The sequence below is a fragment of the Novosphingobium sp. NFX11 genome (assembly GCF_057376415.1).
The window spans coordinates 1,478,859-1,498,710 of the sequence record NZ_CP080385.1; the positions used below are offsets into that span (position 1 = coordinate 1,478,859).

Sequence of the window (19,852 nt, forward strand, 5' to 3'; positions counted from 1 at the left end):
TTACCAACTCAGTCCCGCACGGACATAGAGGTAGCGGCCGTTGAAACCGAACGGCGAGTAGTAGGGAAACGCGGTCACGCCGGTGGTGTTGAGCGTGGCGGGCACTTTTTTGGGATAGACATCGAGCAGGTTGCTTGCTCCCAGCGCTAGATTGAACGGCGCATCCTTGGGTTGGTAGCGCAGTTCTAGGTCAGTGATCGCGTGCTTGCCGGTGTGCAGGTCGCTGGTGGCGACGGTGCCGGGCTGTAGAACGTCCCCATAATAGGTGACACGCGCGGTCGCGCCCAGCGTATCGCCGGTCCAGACCACGGTGCCCGAGACCTTCTCGCCTGGCGTGCCCTCTTCGATCGTCAGGATGCGGCTGCGGGCGAACAGGGCGGTGTTGGCAGGCACCTTCGTCACCTTGATGTCGTTGACGTTGCCCGCGACGGTCAGGTCGAAGGTACCCGCGACTTCGGTGACGATCTTGTAGTTGGCGACCGCGTCGATGCCCTTGGTGGTGGTCGCCAGCCCGTTCAGGAAGAACCGGGCGGCCGAGACGTTCGGGATCGTCGTGACGGCGATGTTTTCGGACAGGCCGATCTGGTTGCGCACGTGGATGCGATAGCCGTCCACCGTCAGCGAGAAGCCGCCGGTGCGCAGCACGAAACCGGCCGAGAGGTTGGTGGACTTTTCAGCCTCCAGCGCCTTGCCGCCCAGCGAGGTCGCTTCCGCCGAGGTTGAGGGATAGGTACCCGTGACGATCTGGTTGCCGTTCTGGATGACCGAGGTGATCGAGGTGTAATACTGCTGGATCAGGCTGGGTGCGCGAAAGCCCGTCGAGGCGGTGCTGCGGATCGCGAAGGCGGGGCTGAAATCATAGCGCAGCGATAGCTTGCCGGTGGCGGTGCTGCCGAAGTCCGAATACTTCTCGCCGCGTCCAGCCACGGCGACCAGCAGCTTGTCGGTGACCTGTGCTTCGAGGTCGAGGTAGATCGAGCCGTTCTGGCGGTGCTCGTTCACTTCGTTGAGTGTCGAGAAGCCCGGGAAGCCCTGCGCGCCCGGCGTCGCGCCGGGATAGGCGGTACCATACCCATAGGATGCAGGTTCGCCCGCCTTGATCTCGTAGCTTTCGCGGCGGCCTTCGACGCCCCATGCCACGTTCAGCGATTGGAACACGTCGAACTGCTTCGAGAAATCGATTCCGGCCACCCACTGGTCGTAGATCGAGGCGCCGTCGTAAAAGTCCGTCTGGCTGTCCGCGCCATACGTGTAGTTGGCGGAATCGCGGGTCCAGTAATCGATCCGGTTGCGGCCATAGCTGACGTTGAGGTCGGTCTTCCATCCCGCGATCTCGCCGCGCAGGCCTCCGGTTACGGTCAGATCCTTGGAGTGGGTGTTGATCTTGGGCAGGAAGCCATCGAGGTCGTAGACCGCTGCCGCCGTATCCAGCCGTGGGAATGCGGCGGAGCTGGAATCGCGGTACTGGTAGCCGCCGAAGGCATAGACTTCCCAGGTGTCGTTCAGCGGCTTGGCCGAGTTGACGTAGACCGAGTAGCTTTCGACTTCCGGATCGCCGAAGCGATTGTCGACGACGGGCGTGGTCAGGCGCGGGTCCACGTCGCCACGGCTGGTGGGGTTGCGCTTGGTGTACTCGCCCGAAACCGTCAGGAAGCCGTCCTGTCCCAGCTTTATGCCCTGCCACCCGGCGGCGGTGACGGTGCTCTCCCCGGTGACGTGGCGGCTGTCGCGCGCGGTGTCGATCTGGGTGTCGTAGATGCCGTAAGTGACGGTGGCGCCGCCGCCGTGATCGGCTTCGCGCAGGCGCAGGTTGACGACACCGGCGATAGCGTCCGAACCGTATTGCGCCGAGGCGCCGTCACGCAGCACTTCGATCGACTGGAGCGCAGTGGACGGGATCGTGTTGAGGTCAACCGCTGCCGAGCCGCGACCTACCACGCCGTTGACGTTGAGTGAGGCCGAAGTGTGCGCGCGCACGCCGTTGATGAGCACCAGCGTCTGGTCCGGGCTCATGCCGCGCAAGGTGGCGGGACGGATCGCGTCGGTGCCGTCGGTGGCAGAGGGACGCGGGAAGCTGATCGAGGGGACCGAGTTGGCGAGCGCGGTGCCAAGCTCGGTCGTGCCCTGCTGCTTCAGGTCCTGGATCGTCACGACGTCCACCGGAGACGCGGTGTCGAGCTTCGAGCGCCCTTGGGCGCGGCTGCCGATGACGACGATCTCGCTGTCGGCGCCTGTAGCTGCAGCCGTTTCTTGTGCGGCGGCCACCTGAGCCTGATCGATGGCGACGGTCGATACGGCGGCGAGCGCCAGGACATTCGTGAACTTCATGACTTTCTCCTCATGCCGCGAACCGGTTGCGGTCGGATGCGACGGGACCTGAACACATTTAATTCTTTTGGGGCGCCTGTTGAGACATTGCCGCATCGCATGCCGGTACAGAATCTGTCTCATAAATTTATCCAATATGTTCCGATATTTGCTTATCTGGAGAGGCGATGGTGTTAGTCTCCGACAACCCCAGGCGCTTTGCGACGATCACTGGGACGACCACCTGTCCTGCAACGTTCACCGCAGTACGACCCATGTCGAGTATCGGATCAATCGCGAGCAGCAATCCGGCGCCTTCCAGCGGAAGGCCGAGTGTCGAGAGTGTAAGGGTCAGCATCACGACAGCGCCGGTGAGGCCGGCGGTTGCTGCCGATCCGATGACGCTGACGAAGGCGATCAGCACGTAGTCGGAAGGCTGCAGCGCGATTCCGTAAAATTGCGCCACGAATATGGCTGAGATCGCAGGATAGATTGCGGCACAGCCATCCATCTTCGTAGTCGATCCGAGCGGCACGGCGAAGGCGGCGTAAGCGCGGGGCACTCCCAGTCGCTCGGTAACTTGCTCGGTGACCGGCATCGTGCCGATAGAAGAGCGCGACAGGAAACCGATCTGGATGGCGGGCCAGGCCACGGCGAAGAACTTGCGCGGGTCGATCCGATGTAGCGCAAGCAGGCCTGGGTAAACGGCCAGCAACACAATAGCCAGCCCGGCGTAAACCGCAGTTGCAAAACTGCCCAGAGCCGCCATTGCATCCCATCCATAACGTACGACAGCGTTGGCCAGCAGCGCAGCGGAGCCAATGGGGGTCAAGGCAATGATCCAGCGCAGTACCTGGCGCAGCACTTGGTTGGCAGAGGTCATGAAACTCAGGAACGGCTTCGCCTGTTCGCCGACCCGCACGGCGGCCGCGCCGACTGCAGCAGCTGCTATGATGATCTGCAGGACATTGAACGTGACCGACGTGCTCGCCTTGCCATTCTCGACGTTCGTGGAAGCCGACATGCCTAAATAGTTGGACGGCACTAGCCCGGTCAGAAAGTCCAGCCAGCTGCCGACAGAAGCGGGCGTTTGAGCGGCGGTCCGGCTGATGCCGGCGTGCAGTCCGGGTTGGATCGACAAGCCCAGTACCATGCCGATCATCACTGCGATGAGCGCGGTTATCGCGAACCATACAAGTGTATGCACGACCAGTCGCGCTGCATTATCCAAACCGCGCAGCGCTGCCACCGACGCAACGATGGCAGTGAAGATGAGCGGGGGAACGAGTGTTCGCAGCAGTTGGACAAATATTTGGGCTACAGTTTGAAAGGTGAGCGTGGCACTCATGGCGAAAGCGCTCTGCGGGTCCAATCCGCGTATGATCAACCCGCCCAGTATCCCCACGATCATGCCGAGCAGCACTTGCATCCCAAAACCGTGAAATCGTGGGCGGCGGACAATATCCGAATAAGGGATCATTCGGCTTTGCCTAATCATCATGAGTTGAAGCGCAAACAAGTTTCTCTATCGCAATGATAGAGAAATATCTCGTCGCTTGTACGTCATGCAGGTTTTCCACGCGCTCCCGCGAGCGTCAGTTGGACTTGATCCTGGTCAACCTGTCCTCCCGGGCTCGTCGGATCAGATGATTCCGTTTCCGCGTCTGCATCATCTGATTGAGCTGAGATGTCATGGGTGATCCAGACATTGCCACCGATTTCGGAGCCGACGCCAATGGTCACTCGGTCAAGGATTTTGGTGCGGCATAGCTGACCACGTCGTTCTCGATGATAGGGTGCCGTGGCAGGGGATTGATCGATGCGAGCGGCGGCACTGTTCGTTCATACCGCTCATTCCTTGTGATGGTGGGCCGCCTGCGCTTTCAGGTTTCGATTGGTTCGAAATGCCGGACCGCCCCGTCCGTCTGGCCCGCAGCAGCATGGCGGTTGCCGATAAGCGGCAGACCTAGATGACCGCGCAGGGTCTCGGCTTCGTATTGCCCGCGAAACAGCCCGCGTTCCACCAGGATGGGAACGACCTTTGCGCGGAACCGATCCCAGTCGGCAGGATGTTGGACGAAGAGATTGAACCCGTCGGCGGCGCCGCTTTCGTACCAGTGCTGCACCTGATCTGCGATGGTTTCGGGCGAGCCGACGAGCCGCAGCCAGCCGAGCGCTTGCGCCTCCAGTACACCGCGCAGAGTGACGCCCGCGCGCCGGGCATTATCGATATCATCGTGAAACCGCCTGATCCCGGCGTCTTCGCTGCGGGGAAGCTCGGGAAACGGCGCGTCGAGATCGTAAGTGCTGAAATCATGCCCGTCGAACTGTCGCGAAAGCGCATCCAGACGGCGGCGTATATCGCCGGCCGTCGTTCTTTGGCGCTCGATCTGCAGCGCTTCCTCGTCGGTATCAGCGACGATGATGCTCAACGCCGGAATGAAGAGCAGTTCGTCCGGATCGCGCCCGATCGCCTGTGCGCGGGCGCGAATGTCCTGTGCCAGTTCGATGGCTTCATCGGTGCTGCGCGCGAAGCTGAAGACGATATCGGCGCGTCTCGCGCTGAGGTCGCGGCCCTGATCGGAGGTTCCTGCCTGAACCAGCGGCGGCTGCCCCTGCGGCGAACGCTGGATATTGAGCGGTCCCGTGACCGAAAAGAACTCCCCGCGATGATCGAGCCGATGCTGTCTTGCAGGATCCAGGAATCGCGGCGCAGTCCTGTCGCGGGAGAAGGCACCTTCTTCGTAGGAATGCCATAAGCCCTGTACCGCCTCGACCGCTTCGTCCGCGCGCCGGTATCGCATGTCGTAATCACCATGGCCGGAGCGACTGAAGTTACCCGCCGTCCCGGGATCCTGACTGGTCACGATGTTCCACCCGGCGCGGCCGCCGCTGATGAGGTCGAGCGAAGCCAGTCGCCGGGCAATATCGAAAGGCTCGCTGTACGTTGTGCTGACGGTCGCCACCAGGCCGATGCGGTTGGTGGCATAAGCAACAGCGGAGAGCAGCGTCAGCGGCTCCAGCCGGTTCAGGTGATGGTTGGGAAAGTCGGGCGTGATGTACTGGCTGTCGACTATGAAGACGAAGTCGAAATGGGCGTCCTCGGCTTCCCTGGCCTGCTTCACATACCAATCGATGTTGACGCTGGCGTCCAGCGGCACTTGCGGATCGCGCCAGAGTTCGGTCCCGGATGCATCGCCCACGCCGATCAGGACGGCTCCCAGCTTCAGTGTATCGCGTGCCATGATCGGACCTTTCAGTGAGCGGTGAATACGGCTGGGGCTTCGCTGCGCTGCGCGGACAAGCGCGGCGCAGCAGCCAGCAGACGGCGGGTGTAGGGATGGGACGGGCTGGCAAGCACCTGGTCGGCCGGCCCGGTTTCGACGATGCGGCCGCGATAGAGCACCGCCACCCGGTCCGCGATCCCCGCGACAGAGCCGAGGTCGTGAGAAATGAAGACCTGCGCGATACCCTTTTCCTGCGCCAGACCACGCAGAAGCTTCAGGACATGAAGGCGATTGACCGCATCCAGCGCGCTGACGGGCTCATCGAGCAGCAGCACCCTTGGAGCGAGCGCCAGCGCGCGGGCGATCACCGCCCTTTGCCGCTGCCCACCGGAAAGGTGCCGGGGCAGGCGCGAGGCCAGCGCGGCATCGAGGCCGACGGCCTGCAGGGCTTCGCCGAGTGCCTGCGCGATGGAGGCGCCATCGGTTTCACCGCGCAGATGGAGACCCTCGGTAACAGAGGCCGCGATCGTCAGGTCGGGATCGAGGCTGCGCAGCGGATCCTGGAACACGTATTGCAACGTGCCGGACCGTCGCAGTTCGCGCAGCGGTCCGGCTTTCAATCCGTCGATCCGCGCGCCATCGAGTTCGATAGTGCCGCTCGCCGTCGGGATCAGGCCCAGGATCGTACGCAGGAGCGTGGTTTTCCCCGAGCCGGTCTCGCCGATCAGGCCGAGAATTTCTCCGGGAGCCAGTTCCAGATCGACGTCTTCGATCACCGTGCGGATTCCATAGCCCGCATGCAGCCCCTTCACTGCGAGCAGTGGCGTTCGCTTGCCGCTTACCGATGCCGGGCGGGCGCTGTCGATCGTGTGGACCGCGTGGTCTTCGATCAGGCTGCGGGTATAGGCGCTTTGCGGATTGCCGAGTACGCTGCGCGTGGGCCCGGCGTCCACGATCGCGCCGTCTCGCATGACGATGACGTGCTCGCAGATCTGTGACACCACGGCGAGATCGTGCGACACCAGGATCAGGGTCAGGGCCTGTTCGCGGCGCAGCCTGTCGATCAGGTCCAGCACTTCGGCCTGTACCGTCACGTCGAGCGCGGTGGTGGCCTCGTCGGCGATCAGGAGGCGCGGCCCGGCGCAGATCGCAATCGCGATGAGCACGCGCTGGGCCATGCCGCCCGAAAGCTCGAAGGGGTACTGCCGATAGACTGCGTCAGCATCCTCGAAGCCGACCTGGCGAAGCAGTTCCAGCGCGCGGTCGCGGGCGGCAGTGCGGCCGAGGCGCAGCGTCGCCCGGATCGCTTCCACCAGTTGGCGACCCACCGGGATCGAAGGATTGAGGTAGGAGCCCGGGTCCTGGAACACGGCCGAAAGCGCCTTCCCCCGCAAATCCTTCCACGATGCCGCGTCGAGCCGGGAAAGGTCCACGTCCCCGAAGCGTATGGAGCCGGAGGCCACGTTCAGGCCCGGCGGCAGGACATCCAGGATCGCCCGGCAGGTAAGCGACTTGCCGCTGCCGGATTCGCCCACGATGCCCAGCGTCCCTCCTGCTGCCAGTTCGAAGCTCACATCCCGCACGAGTTCTCGGCCCTGCGCCGTCACGACATGGAGGTTGCGGACCGAAAGCAATGGCTCGGCAGGCGGTTCCGGGCGGCGGTGGCGGATGCCGAGAGTAACGACGTTGTCGGCGGGAAGGCCGGAGTGGGCTTGCGTCATGCGGCGGTCTCCTTTCGTCCGGAATCCCTGAGCGCGTCGGCAAGCGCATTGAGCGCCCAGACGGTCGCGACGATCAGCAGGGCAGGGGCGACCGGGCCGAACGGGCGGTCGTAGAGGTTGGCGAGGTCGGTCGCGAGCAGGCCGCCCCAGGTCGGGTCGGGCGGCACGACGCCGATGCCGAGGAACGTCAGCGAGGCGACGATCGAAAGGCACGCGCCGGTCATCGATGCAGCGGCCACCGCCACCGGGGGCAGCACCTTGGCGACGACGTGGCGGCGCAGGATGGCGGAGGTGGAGGCGCCCATCAGGCGCGCGGCCTCGATGTATTCGGCATTGGCGATGGACAGGGCCGCCGCGCGGGTCACCCGGAAGAAGGCCGGGGTGATGAGGATGCCCACGGCGAACATCGCCTGGACCAGCCCGTTGCCCAGCATCGCGGTCATGGCGATGGCGAAGACCAGGAACGGCAGCATCATGAGCGCATCGATCACACGCAGGTTGATCCATTCGAACCGGCGTCCGAGAAAGACCGACAGCAGGCCGGGAACGACGCCCAGAACCAACCCGATAGACACCGAGAGCAGGCTGGCAAGGACGGAGACGGTCGATCCGGCCAGCAACCGGCTGAAGACGTCGCGGCCCAGTGCATCGGTGCCCAGCCAGTATCTCGTGCCGGGTGGTTGCAAAAGTGCCGAGCCGTCCTGCGCCAGCGGATCATGCGGTGCGATGAAAGGCCCGAAGACGGCGAGTATGGCCACGATAGCGAGAATTACCAAGGCGGCGCGGGCGCTGGGGTAGCGCAGGAGCTGGCGGATCATGGTTTCAACTCCGTCGCCGCGCGGCTGGCTGGAGGACGCCCAGCAGGACGTTGACGCACATGTTGCAGGCCAGGATCAGCAGGATCGACACGACGAGCGTGCCCTGTACGACCGGCACGTCGCCGCGCAGGGCGGAGTCGGCGGCGAGCTTGCCCATTCCGGGCATGTTGAAGATCGCCTCCGTCACGACGGCGCCGCCGATCAGCATCGGCACTTTCAGCGCCAGCACGGTCAGCGCCGGGCCTGAGGCGTTGCGCAGGACGTGAACGAACAGGATGCGGCGGCGCGAAAGGCCGCGCACGACCGCGCCGGTCACGTAATTTTCCGAGAGCGCGACAACGAGGCCGGTGCGCAGTTGCCGGGCGAGGTCCGCGACGACATCGACGCTGAGAGCCACGGCCGGAATGCTCACGGCGGCCAGCCAGCCGATCGGATCGTCCGCGAAAGGCACGTAACCCGAAGACGGGAGCCAGCCGAGCCAGAGGCTGAAAATCAGGATCAGCACGAAGGCTACGACGAAAGGCGGCAGGGACGAGACCAGGGCCGCGAACAGCGTGATCGCGCGGTCCAGCCGCCCGCCATGGCGCACGCCCGCCACGAGGCCGAGGCCCAGCCCGAATACCACGCCCACCAGCAGCGCCACGCCCGCGATCGAAAGGCTGATCGGCAGGCGCTGCAGGATCAGTTCGGAAGCCGGCACGCCGTTGAACCAGGACGTGCCGAGGTCACCGCGCAGGACGCCGCCTATCCAGTGCAGATACTGGAACACCACCGGCTGATCGAGGCCGAGATCGGCGCGGATGCGCGCGACGGTCTCGGGCGATGCGGCGTCGCCCGCGATCCCCGCTGCCGGATCCAGGCCGGACACCACGCCCAGCAGGAAGGTGATGAGCGTGGCGATGAAGAAGACCGGCAAGGTGATCCCCAGCGTCCCGCCGACATGGCGCAGCAGCGCCTTGCCGTGACGCAGGCGGATGGTCCGCCCGGTCACGATGGGCGCTGCCTGCGGCGGCGCTGGTTCGGAGATGGTGGTCATTCGACCGTCACTCCTTCCCAGCGGATCTGCGAGGGCACGATGTTGAGGTGCTTCACCCTCGAACGGGTGGCGACGATGAACGGCGTGCTGAACAGCCAGACGCTGGGCGACTGCTCGGCGCCCAGACGGGTCGCGCGTTGCAGGCGCTCCTTGTACTGAGGCGCGTCGATCGGCGTGGCCCGCACCTCGTCGATGGCCTTGAGGAACGCGGGCGGCGCATAAGGACCGCTGAGGTTCATGATGCCCTGCGGCCCGTAGACCGCCAGAAGGTTCTGGACCGGCGATTCCCGTCCGACCGTGCCGTCAACCGCCGTGGCCGGGCGCTTGGCGATATAGACCTCGCTCTGCCAACTGGATGAACCCGGCGGCACGATGCGCAGGCGCGACTTGATTCCGACGCGCCCCAGTTGGGCCTGCAGCAGTTCCGGCAGACCCTCGTTGATCAGCGGATTGATGACGATCTCGACCGTGAGGGAACCCGGTGCGTGGCCGGCCTGCGCCAGCAGCGCTTTGGCCCGTGCGGGATCATAGGCCCACTTGTCCCTCGTCTGCGGATCGAAGGCGAAGTAGTGCGGCGGGAAAGGCTGGTTGGTGGGCGTGCCGAGACCGGCCGTGAGCGTCTTCACCAGTTCGCCGCGATCGATGGCGTAGCGCACGGCTTCGGCCACGCGCGGGTCGTCGAAGGGCGCCTTGTTGCGGTTGATCATGAGATCGCTGGCATTGAGCGACGGGGCGGTGGTGACCGTCAGCTTGCGCGCACGGGCTTCCTCCACGCGCTTGGGTCCGATCGAGGCCACGTCGATCGCGCCCGAGACAAGCGAGGCGATCGTCGTCGTCGGCTCAGACAGCGTGGTCAGTTCCAGACGCTCGACGTGGATATTCGCAGCGTCCCAGTAATCCGGATTCTTGACGAAATAGGCGTGCGATTCCGGCACGAATTCGACCATCTTGAACGGCCCTGCGCCGACCGGCCACAGCGCCAGCTTCGCCTTGTCCTTCGCCGCGGCGGTGGGGCTGGCGATGGCGCCGACACGGCCCGCCATCACGTAGGGCAGCTGGTAATCGAGCCGCGAAAGGTGAAACACCACGCGCAGCGGCCCGTCGGTATCGAAGCTGGCGATGCTTTCGATCTCGGGGCGCAGGAAGGAATCCTTCTGCGTCTTGCCGCGTTCGAAGAAGGCTTTCACGGCGGCGGCATCGAGCGGGGTGCCGTCAGTGAATTTCAGCTTGTCGCGCAGCTGGAAGGTCAGTGTCCTGCCGTCCGGAGAGTATGTCCAGCTCTGCGCCAGTGCGGGCTGGACGTTGCCATCCTTGTCGAGCCGGGTGAGCGAGGCATAGGCGAGGCTGACGGTATTGATGTCGGCCCCGGTGCGGCTCGTCACCGGGTCCCACGACGTGGGTAGCATGAAGGCCCAGCGGACGCGCGCCTTTTCGGCAGCTTTGTCGCCCGAGCCGCCGCACCCGGCCGTGGCCAGGACGGCGGCCAGGACCACCGCCCAGCCTGCGAGGGAGCGTGCTTTCACGAGACCGCCAGCGCCGGCTCTTCGCGCCGGGCAGTCGGGGGTTGTGAGGCTTCGGCGCGGATGTTGGCGGGTTTGGGCAGTCCCAGGTTGCCGCGCAGCGTGGTGTCCTCGTACTCGCTGCGATAGACGCCGCGCGCCTGCAGGATCGGCACGACTTCGTTCAGGAACCGGTCGAACTGGTCCGGGTGGCCGAGCATCACATTGAGGCCATCGAGTGCGCCGCCCTCGAACCAGTGGATGATCTCGTTGGCAACGGTTTCGGCACTGCCGACGAACGGGCTCCCGCGCGAGGCGCTGAGAACTTCCACGGTCTGGCGCAGGGTCAGGTCGTCCTTGCGGGCAAGTTCGACGATGCGCTGTGCCTGCGTGAAGAAGCTGCGCCGTGCGTGTTCGAGCGTCTCGGCCGGGAAGGGGGCGTCGAGGTCATATTGGCGGAAATCATGCCATCCGAACGAGCGTCCGAGTTCGCCGAGAGCCTGCTCGAAACTCTGGTCCGCGCGGCGGGATTCGGTCTCGATGCGGCGGGCGTCCTCGTCCGTGTCGCCCACGTATATGCTGACGCCGGGAAGGATCAGAACGTCATCCGCGCCGCGTCCTGCCGCGACGGCCCGGCGGGTGATGTCCTGCTTGAAAGCGCGGCCATCCTCGATCGAGGCGGAGTGCGTGAAGATGGCATCGGCGGTCTGCGCGCCGAGGTTGCGGCCGTGATCGGAATCGCCGGCCTGGAAGATCACCGGCTGACCCTGCGGCGATCGCTGCAGGTTGAGCGGCCCGGTGACCGAGAAATACCTGCCCTTATGATTCAGCGCATGCAGCTTGGCGGGATCGAGGAACACACCGGTCTCGCGATCACGCGGGAAGGCGTCATCCTCGTACGAGCGCCATAGGCCCTGCACCACGTCGATATATTCGAACGCACGGCCATAGCGGGTTTCATAGTCGTAATGCTCGTCCAGACCGAAATTGCCCGCAGCGCCGGGATCGCCGCTGGTGACGACGTTCCAGCCGGCGCGCCCGCCGCTGATGAGATCGAGCGAAGCGAGGCGGCGAGCGAGGTTGAACGGCGAGTTGAACGAGGTGGTGAGCGTGCCGACAAGGCCGATATGGCTCGTCGCCGTCGCCAGCGCGGAAAGCAGGGTCAGCGGCTCCAGCCGGTTCAGGTAGTGCGGCGGCGAGTCTTTGGTGATGTACTGGCTGTCGACGATGAACACGAAGTCGAACTTCGCGGCCTCGGCCTTGCGCACCTGTTCGATATACCACCGGATGTTGACGCTGGCGTCCGCCGGAATGTCGGGATCGAGCCAGCGGTTGTGCTGGCCGGGACCGCCCGCGCCCATCGTGACGAGGCCGAGCTTCAAGGTTCTTCTGGTCATTGCCGTAACTCCTTTGCCGGATGGTCGTTCGGTGATTGCAGGCTGGTTCACAGGCGCCCCTTGAGCGTCAGCCCGTACATGCGCGGCTCGCCCAAAGCGCCCTGGACGATGCCGTTGGAAGCGCTGACGGAGAGCGTGTTGAAGTAGTTCTTGTTGAACAGGTTGCGCACCCACAGCGAGGCCTCCCAGCGGTCATCGGGATCGCGCACGCCGCCGTGCAGGCCGACCAGCGTGTAGCCGCGCACCCAGGTAAAGGGATCGAGGTTCACCGCTGCGTAGAAGCCCGAACGATAGCTGATGTCGCCGCCCGCGAAGGCATCGACGTTGCCCACCGAATGCAGGTATTCGGCGTTGCCGGTCAGGGCGAGGCGCGGTGCGCCCGAAGCGCGGCGGCCCGACAGGTCCATCGAGGACAGGTAGGAATAGAGGAACTGCGAGGGCGCGTTGCGGTAGGAGCGGTACTCCGCGTCGTTGTAGGTTCCCGCGACGCCGATGTTCAGCCCGTCGAAAGGCTGGGCGCGGGCATCGACCTCGACACCGCGTGAACGCAGCTTGCCGACGTTGCTGATGTAGCCGACGGCAGGCGTCACCGCGTAGTTGACGAAGTTCGCCTGGTAATTGCTGACGTCGGCCCAGAACAGCGCGAGGTTGAATTCCGCCTTGCCGCCCAGCAGGCGCGTCTTGATGCCCAGTTCGTAGTTGTCGACCTTCTCGGGCCGCACGAAGATGTCCACGCCCAGTGACTGGCGCACGAGGTTGATGCCGGGCGACTTGTACCCGCGCGAATAGGACGCATAAGTATGGACGTCGCTCGAAAGGTCGTAGGCGGCGATCGCGGTGCCGGACACGTTACTGGTGTTGTCCGACGCGGTGTAGGCGCCCGCAGGCGCATAAGCGGCGCGCAGCACGGCGACGGTGGACTGGATCGCCGGATCGAAGCTGGACAGCGCCGCGTAATCGCCCGTCGCGTAGGCTTCATAAATGCCGGTCTTGTGCTCGTAAGTGTAGCGAAGACCGCCCGTCAGGCGCAGCGAGGGGGAGATATTCCAGGTCGCCTGCCCGTAGGCGGCATAGCTGTGGGTCGCGGGAAGGACGTGATTGTACGATGTCAGGCCGTCGAACACGGCGGAGGGCAATGTCGATACCGAAGCCGTCGGCGTGTTCGCGGTGGTCAGCCACGTTGTCGCGTCGCGGCCATAGCGGTTGATGACGTCGTCGTCGGCCTCCTGCCAGAAGAAGTAGAGCCCGGCAGTATAGTCGATGGTTTCGCCGCCCTTGGATGCGGCGCGCAGTTCCTGGCTGAACTGCTGCTGTTTGGTGGCCACCACGCTGTTGGTGATGATGTTGGCGCCAAACTGGTCGCCGTCGTAATTGGGCACCCATTTCCAGTTGCGGTATGCGGTGATCGAGGTCAGCGTCAGCGGGCCGACGTCCCAGTCCGCGCGGGCCTGAACACCCCAACTGGGCATCTCGTCGTACTGCGAGGAGTCGATGTCGGTCTTGCGGTCGAAGGCGTTGACGGTGCCCGGCGTGTATCCGACGTCGGCGGCACGGCGGTAGAACCCGCGGACCTGCGCGCCGTTCGCCAGTGTCGTCGGCAGGACGCCGGCGATGCTGGTAAAGCCGACGTCGCCCTTCTGGATGCTGTAGTCCGCGATCAGGCGCAGCTTGAAGTCCGCGCTCGGCTTGTAGAGCAGATCGAACCGCGCGGCATGATTGTCGAGGTTGTCCCAATGCTCGCGCTGGGTGGTATTGTAGATCAATCCGTCGCGCCGGTTGCGCAAGTACGAGACGCGGAACGCCAGGTCATCGCTGATCACCCCGTTGTACGCGAAGTAGCCGCGCACCTGGTTGTAGTTACCGTAGCTCAGCTCCGCCCGCGCTTCCTGCTGGAACTGCGGCTCGCGCGTGGTGATGTCGATCGCGCCCGCAACGGTGTTCTTCCCGAACAGGGTGCCCTGCGGCCCACGCAGGACCTGAATGCTTTCGATGTCGATCAGGTCAGTGATGACCGATCCGGTACGCGGCCGGTAGACGCCGTCCACATAGAGCCCGACACCTTGTTCGAGCCCGTCGTTGGTGCCGCCGGCATTGGTGCCGATGCCGCGGATCGTGATCGTCTGGTTGCGGCCGCTGAAGCCCTGGATATTGAGGCTGGGGAGCTGCTGAACCACCTGCTTGAGCGAGCTGACGCCCTGCGCCTCCAGCTGGCGGCTGGAAATGGCGGAAATCGCGATGGGAACGTCCTGCGCACTTTCCGTGCGGTAGCGCGCGGTCACGGTGATTTCGCCGATGTCTGCGGCAACGGCCGCTGCATCCGCCGGGCTGGCCGCTTCCTCGGCCGAAGCGGCCTGAGGAACAACCACCGCGGAGACGGCAATCGCGGACGCCGCACCGGCAAGCAATCTGCGCCTTCTTCCGGAAAAAGACGTACTGAACAACGCTATCAAACCGACCCCCTGAACCAACTGACGGGGGGCGGTCTGGCGGAATTATGTCTACTCAATCAATAGACATAGTCTGAAGTCTATATGACTTCGCCTAAAGTGCGAATTTGGTTCAGAGCCTCGCGCAGATGCTGGTGGCCGTTGAGACAGCCTCGGGCTCATTGCGCAAGCCACCAATGTAGATAGTGCCGAGCACAACAATTCGGTGGCCACGACCGCATTGTTTGCGGCAGAAGACGATGTCCTTCTGAGCTATCCGATGGTCACTCTCGCCGAGGCGAGAGCGAAACGTTCTACCTATAGCCGTTAAGGCCGCAGGAGATGTGTCATGGGATTATCAGAATTTGATCCCGCCGCTCGTCAGCGGGTATCTTGGAACGCCGGGCGAAAGGTTGGTGCGAAGCAAGCGTTCAAACCCGTCAGATATGGGCGATCCGCTGCTTTCTCGACCAGCATGGGCGAGATCCGAGATTGTGGGCTCTTTCACCTCACTATCGATAGCAAGCTTCGCGGATGCGATCTGGTGAAAATCAGGATAAGCGATTTCCGCGCAGTTCAAATTTTGCTTGGGCAAACGAAGATCGAAAGCACGGTCAGATACCTTGGAGTGGACGTGGAGGACGCATTGACGTTGGCCGAGGGCACCGAAATCTGAGATTGCCCGGCTCCTTGCGACCACGAGGGCCCACGCCCTAAATCGTGGCGGCTCCGCACCCAAAACCAGATGTTCCGCCCATTTTTCACCTTTATATGTTGCCGTTCGGGGAAACGCGACTTGTCGGCTGACAGTTGATCCGAGAAGTCCGAATCCAGTTAGGGCGAGATAAGTCGTACTCGGCGGGGCCGCCTAGGCGGCTTCCTGAGTTCCCATGCGCACGATCACAACCGCGGATAAAAAGCTCCATGAGAACGAAGGGGCCAGGGTACGCATGGCGCGCGCGCTTTATCCTACGACTTTTCAGAGGTGCCATCTCCTTAGAGTGCAAGTTATAACTATGTTATAAAATGACCATGGCTTCATTCCGATCGGGTCATTTGGGTAGAAGGTTGAGAGGAGTTTCGATGGCTGAAGAGTTCTCGTGGGATCGGGAGGTTGACGTAGTCATCCTCGGGTCTGGCGGCGCGGCGATGACGGCGGCGATAACGGCGCACGATTTCGGCGCCAAGGACGTGGTCATCCTCGAAAAAACCGGCATGGTCGGCGGAACCACCGCAATGTCCGGCGGGATGCTGTGGGTGCCGGGTAACCACTACCAGACCGAGGCCGGTATCGAGGATTCCGACGAGGACGTGGTGACATACCTCGACACCCTGTGCCCTGACGCGCTCGATCCTGATACGCTGATGGCCTTCATGGAACAGGGGCCGGAGATGATCCGCTACTTTGCGGATAAGACCCCGGTACGTTTCCACGTCTTCGCGGACTTTCCGGATTACCAGTCTTACGTGCCGGGCGCCAAAGCGGACGGCGGCCGCTCGCTCGACAACGAGGCGTTCTCCTTCGATCGCCTCGGCAAATGGGCCGGGCGCGTAAATCCGAGCAAGATGGCCTATCCGCTGCGTGGCAGTCTGATGGAAGCGATCACCGGCAGCCTCGACGAGGCCGCACTGGCCGAGCGCGAGGCGCAGGACTATCGCGGCCTCGGACAAGCCCTGGCCGGATCGCTGTTCCTTGCCGTGCTGGAGCGCGATATTCCGGTCGAGTTCGAAAAGCGCGCCCGCAAGCTGATCAAGGACGGCGACCGGGTCGTGGGCGTCATTGCCGAGGACGCTGATGGCCGGGACTATCGCGTGCGCGCGCGTCGCGGCGTCGTCATCGCGACCGGGGGTTTCGAGTGGAACGAGACGCTGGTAAAGACCTTCCTGCGCGGGCCGCTGACCGGCCCCGTCAGCGTGCCTGAGAATGAGGGCGACGGCCTGCTCATGGCAATGGAAGCAGGCGCGCAACTGGGCAACATGCAGCATGCCTACTGGATGCAGAGCGCGCTCGAATTCAAGCCCCAGCATCGCGAGGCCAAGCCCAACTACATGCTGGGCTCAGACGAGCGTGCCCGGCCGGGTGCGATCCTCGTCAACCGCGCGGGCAAGCGCTTCGTGAACGAGGCGGCCAATTACAACGCCGTTGGCAAGACCCTCCACGCCTTCGACGCGGGCACCCACAGTTATGCCAACCTGCCGTACTGGCTCATCATCGACCAGCGCTACCGCAGCAAGTATCACACCTTCAACACACCGGCAGGCGGGCCGGTGCCGTCCTACATGATGCAGGCCGATACGCTGGAAGAACTGGCGGAAATAGCCGGGATTGATCCTGTCGGCCTTGCCGCCACGGTGGCGCGCTTCAACGATATGGTCCGCAAGGGCCACGATGATGACTTCAACCGCGGCGATGCCACGTACGACAACTTTTACATGTGGGGCGATACCGATTTCGAAGCGCCCTACCGCACGCTTGGCGTGATCGACCAGGGGCCATACTTCGCCGTTAAGATGGAAGCGGGGGCTTTGGGCACTGCGGGCGGGCCAAAGACCAATGCCGATGCGCAAGTCGTCGACTGGAGCGGCGCTCCCATCCCGGGGCTCTACGCTGCCGGCAATGCGATGGCTGCCGTTCTTGGCGAGGCCTATGGCGGCGCAGGCGGTACGCTGGGCCCCGGCATGACCTTCGGGTATATCGCGGGCAAGCATCTGGGCACGTACATTCCCAATCACTGAGACGCTGCGGGTCGGCGCCGTTCCTGCGCGCGCCGACCCGCAATGCGCAGGTGGGAGCCACGCGTACTCAGACCTTTTGCGACTTGGGGCGATATCCCAGGCGGACGAGTTGTCTGCGCAGCATTTCGCGCTGGCGGCTGGCTGGCCAGTCCGGACGCTGGATGGCCGCCAGCGTGGCTATGCCATTTATCGCGGCCTGAACCTCGGTCGCCACTTCTTTCGGGTCTTCGGCGGGATCGAATTCGCCCCGGCCCTGGGCCGCCGCGATCAGGTCGATGAAAAGGTCATAGCTGGTGGTGCTGCTCTCGCGCCATTCTGTCTCGATGCCCTTGATGTCGGGCGTCTGCCCCCAGAAGGCAAACAGGCAATGCCAGTCCTGCCAGCGTTGGCTGGTGGTCGGCAGGGCAAAGTCCAGGCACGTCAGCAAGTCCTTTCCCTCGTGGCTCGCCTTCCTGATCCGCGAGAGCCCCCGCTGCCATGCCATCCGCTGCGTGTAGGCCAGCATCTCGTGCTTGCTGCGGAAATAGTGGCACACGATGGCCGTGCTGTAGCCGCACTCCTCTGCCACGGCGCGGATAGTTACCGCTTCGGCGCCGCCTTTCAGAACCAAACCGGACACGACTTTCGCTATGCCCCGGCGGCGCTGTTCGTGATCGACTATGCGCGGCATGGGGGAAGTACCTCGATCTCTGGTCGTTGTTTCTGACAGCTACGCTACTGCTGCATATCGGGGAATCCAAGACCTGCCATTATGGACAGATGCTAGCAATCTATTTGGTACATAGTTATATAATGATGCGGGGAAGCGGGATCATGCCTGATAGTTCCAAAGGATGGCCAGGGGGCGGCGCTCCGCCCGGCGACGACGCGCCAGAGATCACCGGTTCGGCCTTCTTGCGGCTTTCCGACTTCCTTTCGCAGCAGGGCGCCTTCGACCTTTCCGTAATGGATAACCGCCCCGGTCGATGCCGACGCACGGGCATTCCCGGCCCTAGGAGGCTGCCTTGGGAGACCCGCAAGGCCGGCGAACTGTCGCTTGTCGCCCAGGCGCTGATCGTCGAGGACGATGTGTTCTGGGCGAACCGTTCCCGGATCGTGACCGTGCGCGAGAACCCCATTCTGACCCGGCTGTGGGCGCATACGCCTCTGGAACTGGGAGTTCCTGCGCTCATGGCTATCGCGGTGCGAACCGCGTTCGGCCGGATCGGCGGCGTGATCCTGACGCCGAAATCAGCCCGGCACACTGATCTTTCAGCACAATACGCCGCATTCGGGCCGCAGTTCGCATCGCTCGCCCGCGAATTCATGCTGGAAGACTTCGATCGGGACCGGCACGCATCGACCGCCAGCCTGCAAGGTGTGCTCAGCCCGCGCGAGGTCCAGTGCATCAGGCTGATCGCAATGGGGCAGACCGACGAGGAAATCGCCGACACTATGACCATCGCCCGCACGACCGTGCGCTATCACTTCTCGAACTTGTGCGAGAAACTGGGCGCCAGCAGCCGCGCCAATGCGGTCTACCGTGCGGCCACGCTGGGGTTGCTCCCCAGCGCGGCGTAAGGGGCCAACGTCGGACTATTGTACTGGACGGTCCGTCAGAGGCTGATGTCCATCGTCGCTGTCATGCGCGACGGGTCCGGATCATGCGGCGGCACGCCATAGTCCATGACCGGGAAGAACTTGCCGTCGAGCGCGGGCGATCCGTAATAGACCTGATCGTAGCGGTGGACCTTGATGAGCCATTCGCTCTCGTATTTCTGGAAGGTGCTGTGATAGATGCCCATCACAACCTGATACGAGCCATCGGGCATGCGCAGCACTTCATCCACGTGCCCGCGTGAGGCAGCGGTATCGCCTTCCACCTCGATGACGAGCGAGGAGATCGTCTGCCGCACGAAGGGAAAGCCCTGCATGACGTTCCACCAGTGCTCGACCACGGCTTCGCGGCCGCGCGTGATGGTCCCGAAGGCGTGCCACTCCCCGTCTTCGGCATAGCACTGGCCATGGGCCGCAGGATCGCGGCGGAAGATGGAATCGCCGAGGCGCGCAAGGGTGCGCCGCACGCCAGCATCGCCGTCCAGGCGGTTAAGAAGATCGCTCATGCTTGTCCTCGCTCATTGCGTGTATCGGGGAAAAGGAGGCCTGCCGGCTTCAGTCCTCAAAAATCAGCCAAGGGTCAGCGCGCCGCCCTGCCACCAGCGCTCGAATGCCTGGCGCAGCGCCGATGAGGCCAGTTCGACGACCATGCCCCCGGCAGCCGGCATCACATAGGCGAACGGCCCCCAGCGATCTTCGGGACCAGCTCCCGCGGCAACCACGCTCCATCCTTGCGCAATCAGTTCGTCCACCGTTCCTGCCACATCGTCCACCCAGAGGCCGACATGATCGCCGCGCGACAGAGCAGCATCGAAGAAGCTGCCCGCCTCGCCCTGCTGGAGTTCGAGCCGGACCGGCCCGTCGCACGAAATCGTGAAACGGTTGGTGATCGTCTTCAGGCCCTGCTCAGGCGTCCAGACCGGGAAACCTTCCAGCGTGAACGGCTCGGCAAACCGCAGTCCCAGCGTGCGGGAGTAGAACTCGATCGCCGCGTCGAGGTCCGGCACCAGCACACCGGTATGAAATACCTTGCTGTAATCGATCACTGCACTCTCCATTGAGCCGGGAATGGCCGCCCCGGGGCGGAAG

At 63.8% G+C, this 19,852-nt stretch carries 14 protein-coding genes and 1 pseudogene; 3 read left to right on the forward strand and 12 right to left on the reverse strand.

Features of this window, described 5'->3' with window-relative positions:
* The 9 genes from KZO24_RS24615 to KZO24_RS24655 form a co-directional block, all read right to left on the reverse strand.
* Window positions 1-2,328: a TonB-dependent receptor plug domain-containing protein gene (locus tag KZO24_RS24615; RefSeq protein WP_271183703.1), complete on the reverse strand. Its 2,328-nt coding sequence runs from the start codon at window positions 2,326-2,328 to the stop codon at window positions 1-3.
* A 127-nt stretch (window positions 2,329-2,455) separates the two neighbouring features.
* Window positions 2,456-3,787 carry a dicarboxylate/amino acid:cation symporter gene (locus KZO24_RS24620; protein WP_271183704.1) on the reverse strand — a complete coding sequence of 444 codons (1,332 nt, stop codon included), beginning with the start codon at window positions 3,785-3,787 and terminating at the stop codon, window positions 2,456-2,458.
* Between the two features lie 403 nt (window positions 3,788-4,190).
* Window positions 4,191-5,552, reverse strand: coding sequence for an NtaA/DmoA family FMN-dependent monooxygenase (locus tag KZO24_RS24625; RefSeq protein ID WP_271183705.1), 1,362 nt, complete (start codon window positions 5,550-5,552; stop codon window positions 4,191-4,193).
* Window positions 5,553-5,563: 11 nt separating this feature from the next.
* On the reverse strand, window positions 5,564-7,255 hold the full coding sequence (locus KZO24_RS24630; protein ID WP_271183706.1) for an ATP-binding cassette domain-containing protein: 1,692 nt from the start codon (window positions 7,253-7,255) through the stop codon (window positions 5,564-5,566).
* Entirely contained in the window at window positions 7,252-8,073 is an 822-nt protein-coding gene (locus tag KZO24_RS24635) for an ABC transporter permease (RefSeq protein ID WP_271183707.1), read from the reverse strand. Before KZO24_RS24635 ends, KZO24_RS24630 begins: the two co-directional genes overlap by 4 nt.
* 4 nt (window positions 8,074-8,077) lie before the next feature.
* A complete protein-coding gene (locus KZO24_RS24640) occupies window positions 8,078-9,109 on the reverse strand; it encodes an ABC transporter permease (RefSeq protein WP_271183708.1) in 1,032 nt (343 codons plus the stop codon).
* Window positions 9,106-10,632, reverse strand: coding sequence for an ABC transporter substrate-binding protein (locus KZO24_RS24645; RefSeq protein ID WP_271183709.1), 1,527 nt, complete (start codon window positions 10,630-10,632; stop codon window positions 9,106-9,108). The genes KZO24_RS24640 and KZO24_RS24645 overlap by 4 nt, the downstream gene beginning before the upstream one ends.
* On the reverse strand, window positions 10,629-12,005 hold the full coding sequence (locus tag KZO24_RS24650) for an LLM class flavin-dependent oxidoreductase (protein WP_271183710.1): 1,377 nt from the start codon (window positions 12,003-12,005) through the stop codon (window positions 10,629-10,631). The genes KZO24_RS24645 and KZO24_RS24650 overlap by 4 nt, the downstream gene beginning before the upstream one ends.
* Window positions 12,006-12,052: 47 nt before the next feature.
* A complete protein-coding gene (locus KZO24_RS24655) occupies window positions 12,053-14,410 on the reverse strand; it encodes a TonB-dependent receptor (protein WP_486487369.1) in 2,358 nt (785 codons plus the stop codon).
* A gap of 370 nt (window positions 14,411-14,780) precedes the next feature.
* Between KZO24_RS24655 and KZO24_RS24660 the strand changes: the two are divergent.
* A pseudogene (locus KZO24_RS24660) lies at window positions 14,781-15,107 on the forward strand (hypothetical protein).
* A gap of 407 nt (window positions 15,108-15,514) precedes the next feature.
* The gene (locus KZO24_RS24665; RefSeq protein ID WP_271183712.1) at window positions 15,515-17,167 is read left to right on the forward strand and encodes an FAD-binding protein; all 1,653 of its coding nucleotides are present in this window, start codon (window positions 15,515-15,517) and stop codon (window positions 17,165-17,167) included.
* 67 nt (window positions 17,168-17,234) lie between these two features.
* On the opposite strand, the gene KZO24_RS24670 is transcribed toward KZO24_RS24665, so the two are convergent.
* On the reverse strand, window positions 17,235-17,837 hold the full coding sequence (locus KZO24_RS24670; protein WP_271183713.1) for a TetR/AcrR family transcriptional regulator: 603 nt from the start codon (window positions 17,835-17,837) through the stop codon (window positions 17,235-17,237).
* Window positions 17,838-17,980: 143 nt separating this feature from the next.
* Between KZO24_RS24670 and KZO24_RS24675 the strand changes: the two genes are divergently transcribed.
* Window positions 17,981-18,727: a helix-turn-helix transcriptional regulator gene (locus KZO24_RS24675; RefSeq protein WP_271183714.1), complete on the forward strand. Its 747-nt coding sequence runs from the start codon at window positions 17,981-17,983 to the stop codon at window positions 18,725-18,727.
* 35 nt (window positions 18,728-18,762) lie between these two features.
* Here the strand turns inward: KZO24_RS24675 and KZO24_RS24680 are convergent, their stop codons facing one another.
* Window positions 18,763-19,269, reverse strand: coding sequence for a YybH family protein (locus KZO24_RS24680; RefSeq protein WP_271183715.1), 507 nt, complete (start codon window positions 19,267-19,269; stop codon window positions 18,763-18,765).
* Window positions 19,270-19,332: 63 nt separating this feature from the next.
* Window positions 19,333-19,809 (reverse strand): VOC family protein, encoded by a 477-nt coding sequence (locus KZO24_RS24685; protein WP_271183716.1) that lies wholly within the window; start codon window positions 19,807-19,809, stop codon window positions 19,333-19,335.
* Between the last annotated feature and the right edge of the window lie 43 nt (window positions 19,810-19,852).

Bases quoted from the DNA above. Each gene is read 5' to 3' on its own strand.
- KZO24_RS24615 (WP_271183703.1), bottom strand. From the start codon at position 2,328: ATGAAGTTCACGAATGTCCTGGCGCTCGCCGCCGTATCGACCGTCGCC.
- KZO24_RS24620 (WP_271183704.1), bottom strand. From the start codon at position 3,787: ATGATCCCTTATTCGGATATTGTCCGCCGCCCACGATTTCACGGTTTT.
- KZO24_RS24625 (WP_271183705.1), bottom strand. From the start codon at position 5,552: ATGGCACGCGATACACTGAAGCTGGGAGCCGTCCTGATCGGCGTGGGC.
- KZO24_RS24630 (WP_271183706.1), bottom strand. From the start codon at position 7,255: ATGACGCAAGCCCACTCCGGCCTTCCCGCCGACAACGTCGTTACTCTC.
- KZO24_RS24635 (WP_271183707.1), bottom strand. From the start codon at position 8,073: ATGATCCGCCAGCTCCTGCGCTACCCCAGCGCCCGCGCCGCCTTGGTA.
- KZO24_RS24640 (WP_271183708.1), bottom strand. From the start codon at position 9,109: ATGACCACCATCTCCGAACCAGCGCCGCCGCAGGCAGCGCCCATCGTG.
- KZO24_RS24650 (WP_271183710.1), bottom strand. From the start codon at position 12,005: ATGACCAGAAGAACCTTGAAGCTCGGCCTCGTCACGATGGGCGCGGGC.
- KZO24_RS24665 (WP_271183712.1), top strand. From the start codon at position 15,515: ATGGCTGAAGAGTTCTCGTGGGATCGGGAGGTTGACGTAGTCATCCTC.
- KZO24_RS24670 (WP_271183713.1), bottom strand. From the start codon at position 17,837: ATGCCGCGCATAGTCGATCACGAACAGCGCCGCCGGGGCATAGCGAAA.
- KZO24_RS24675 (WP_271183714.1), top strand. From the start codon at position 17,981: ATGCCTGATAGTTCCAAAGGATGGCCAGGGGGCGGCGCTCCGCCCGGC.
- KZO24_RS24680 (WP_271183715.1), bottom strand. From the start codon at position 19,269: ATGAGCGATCTTCTTAACCGCCTGGACGGCGATGCTGGCGTGCGGCGC.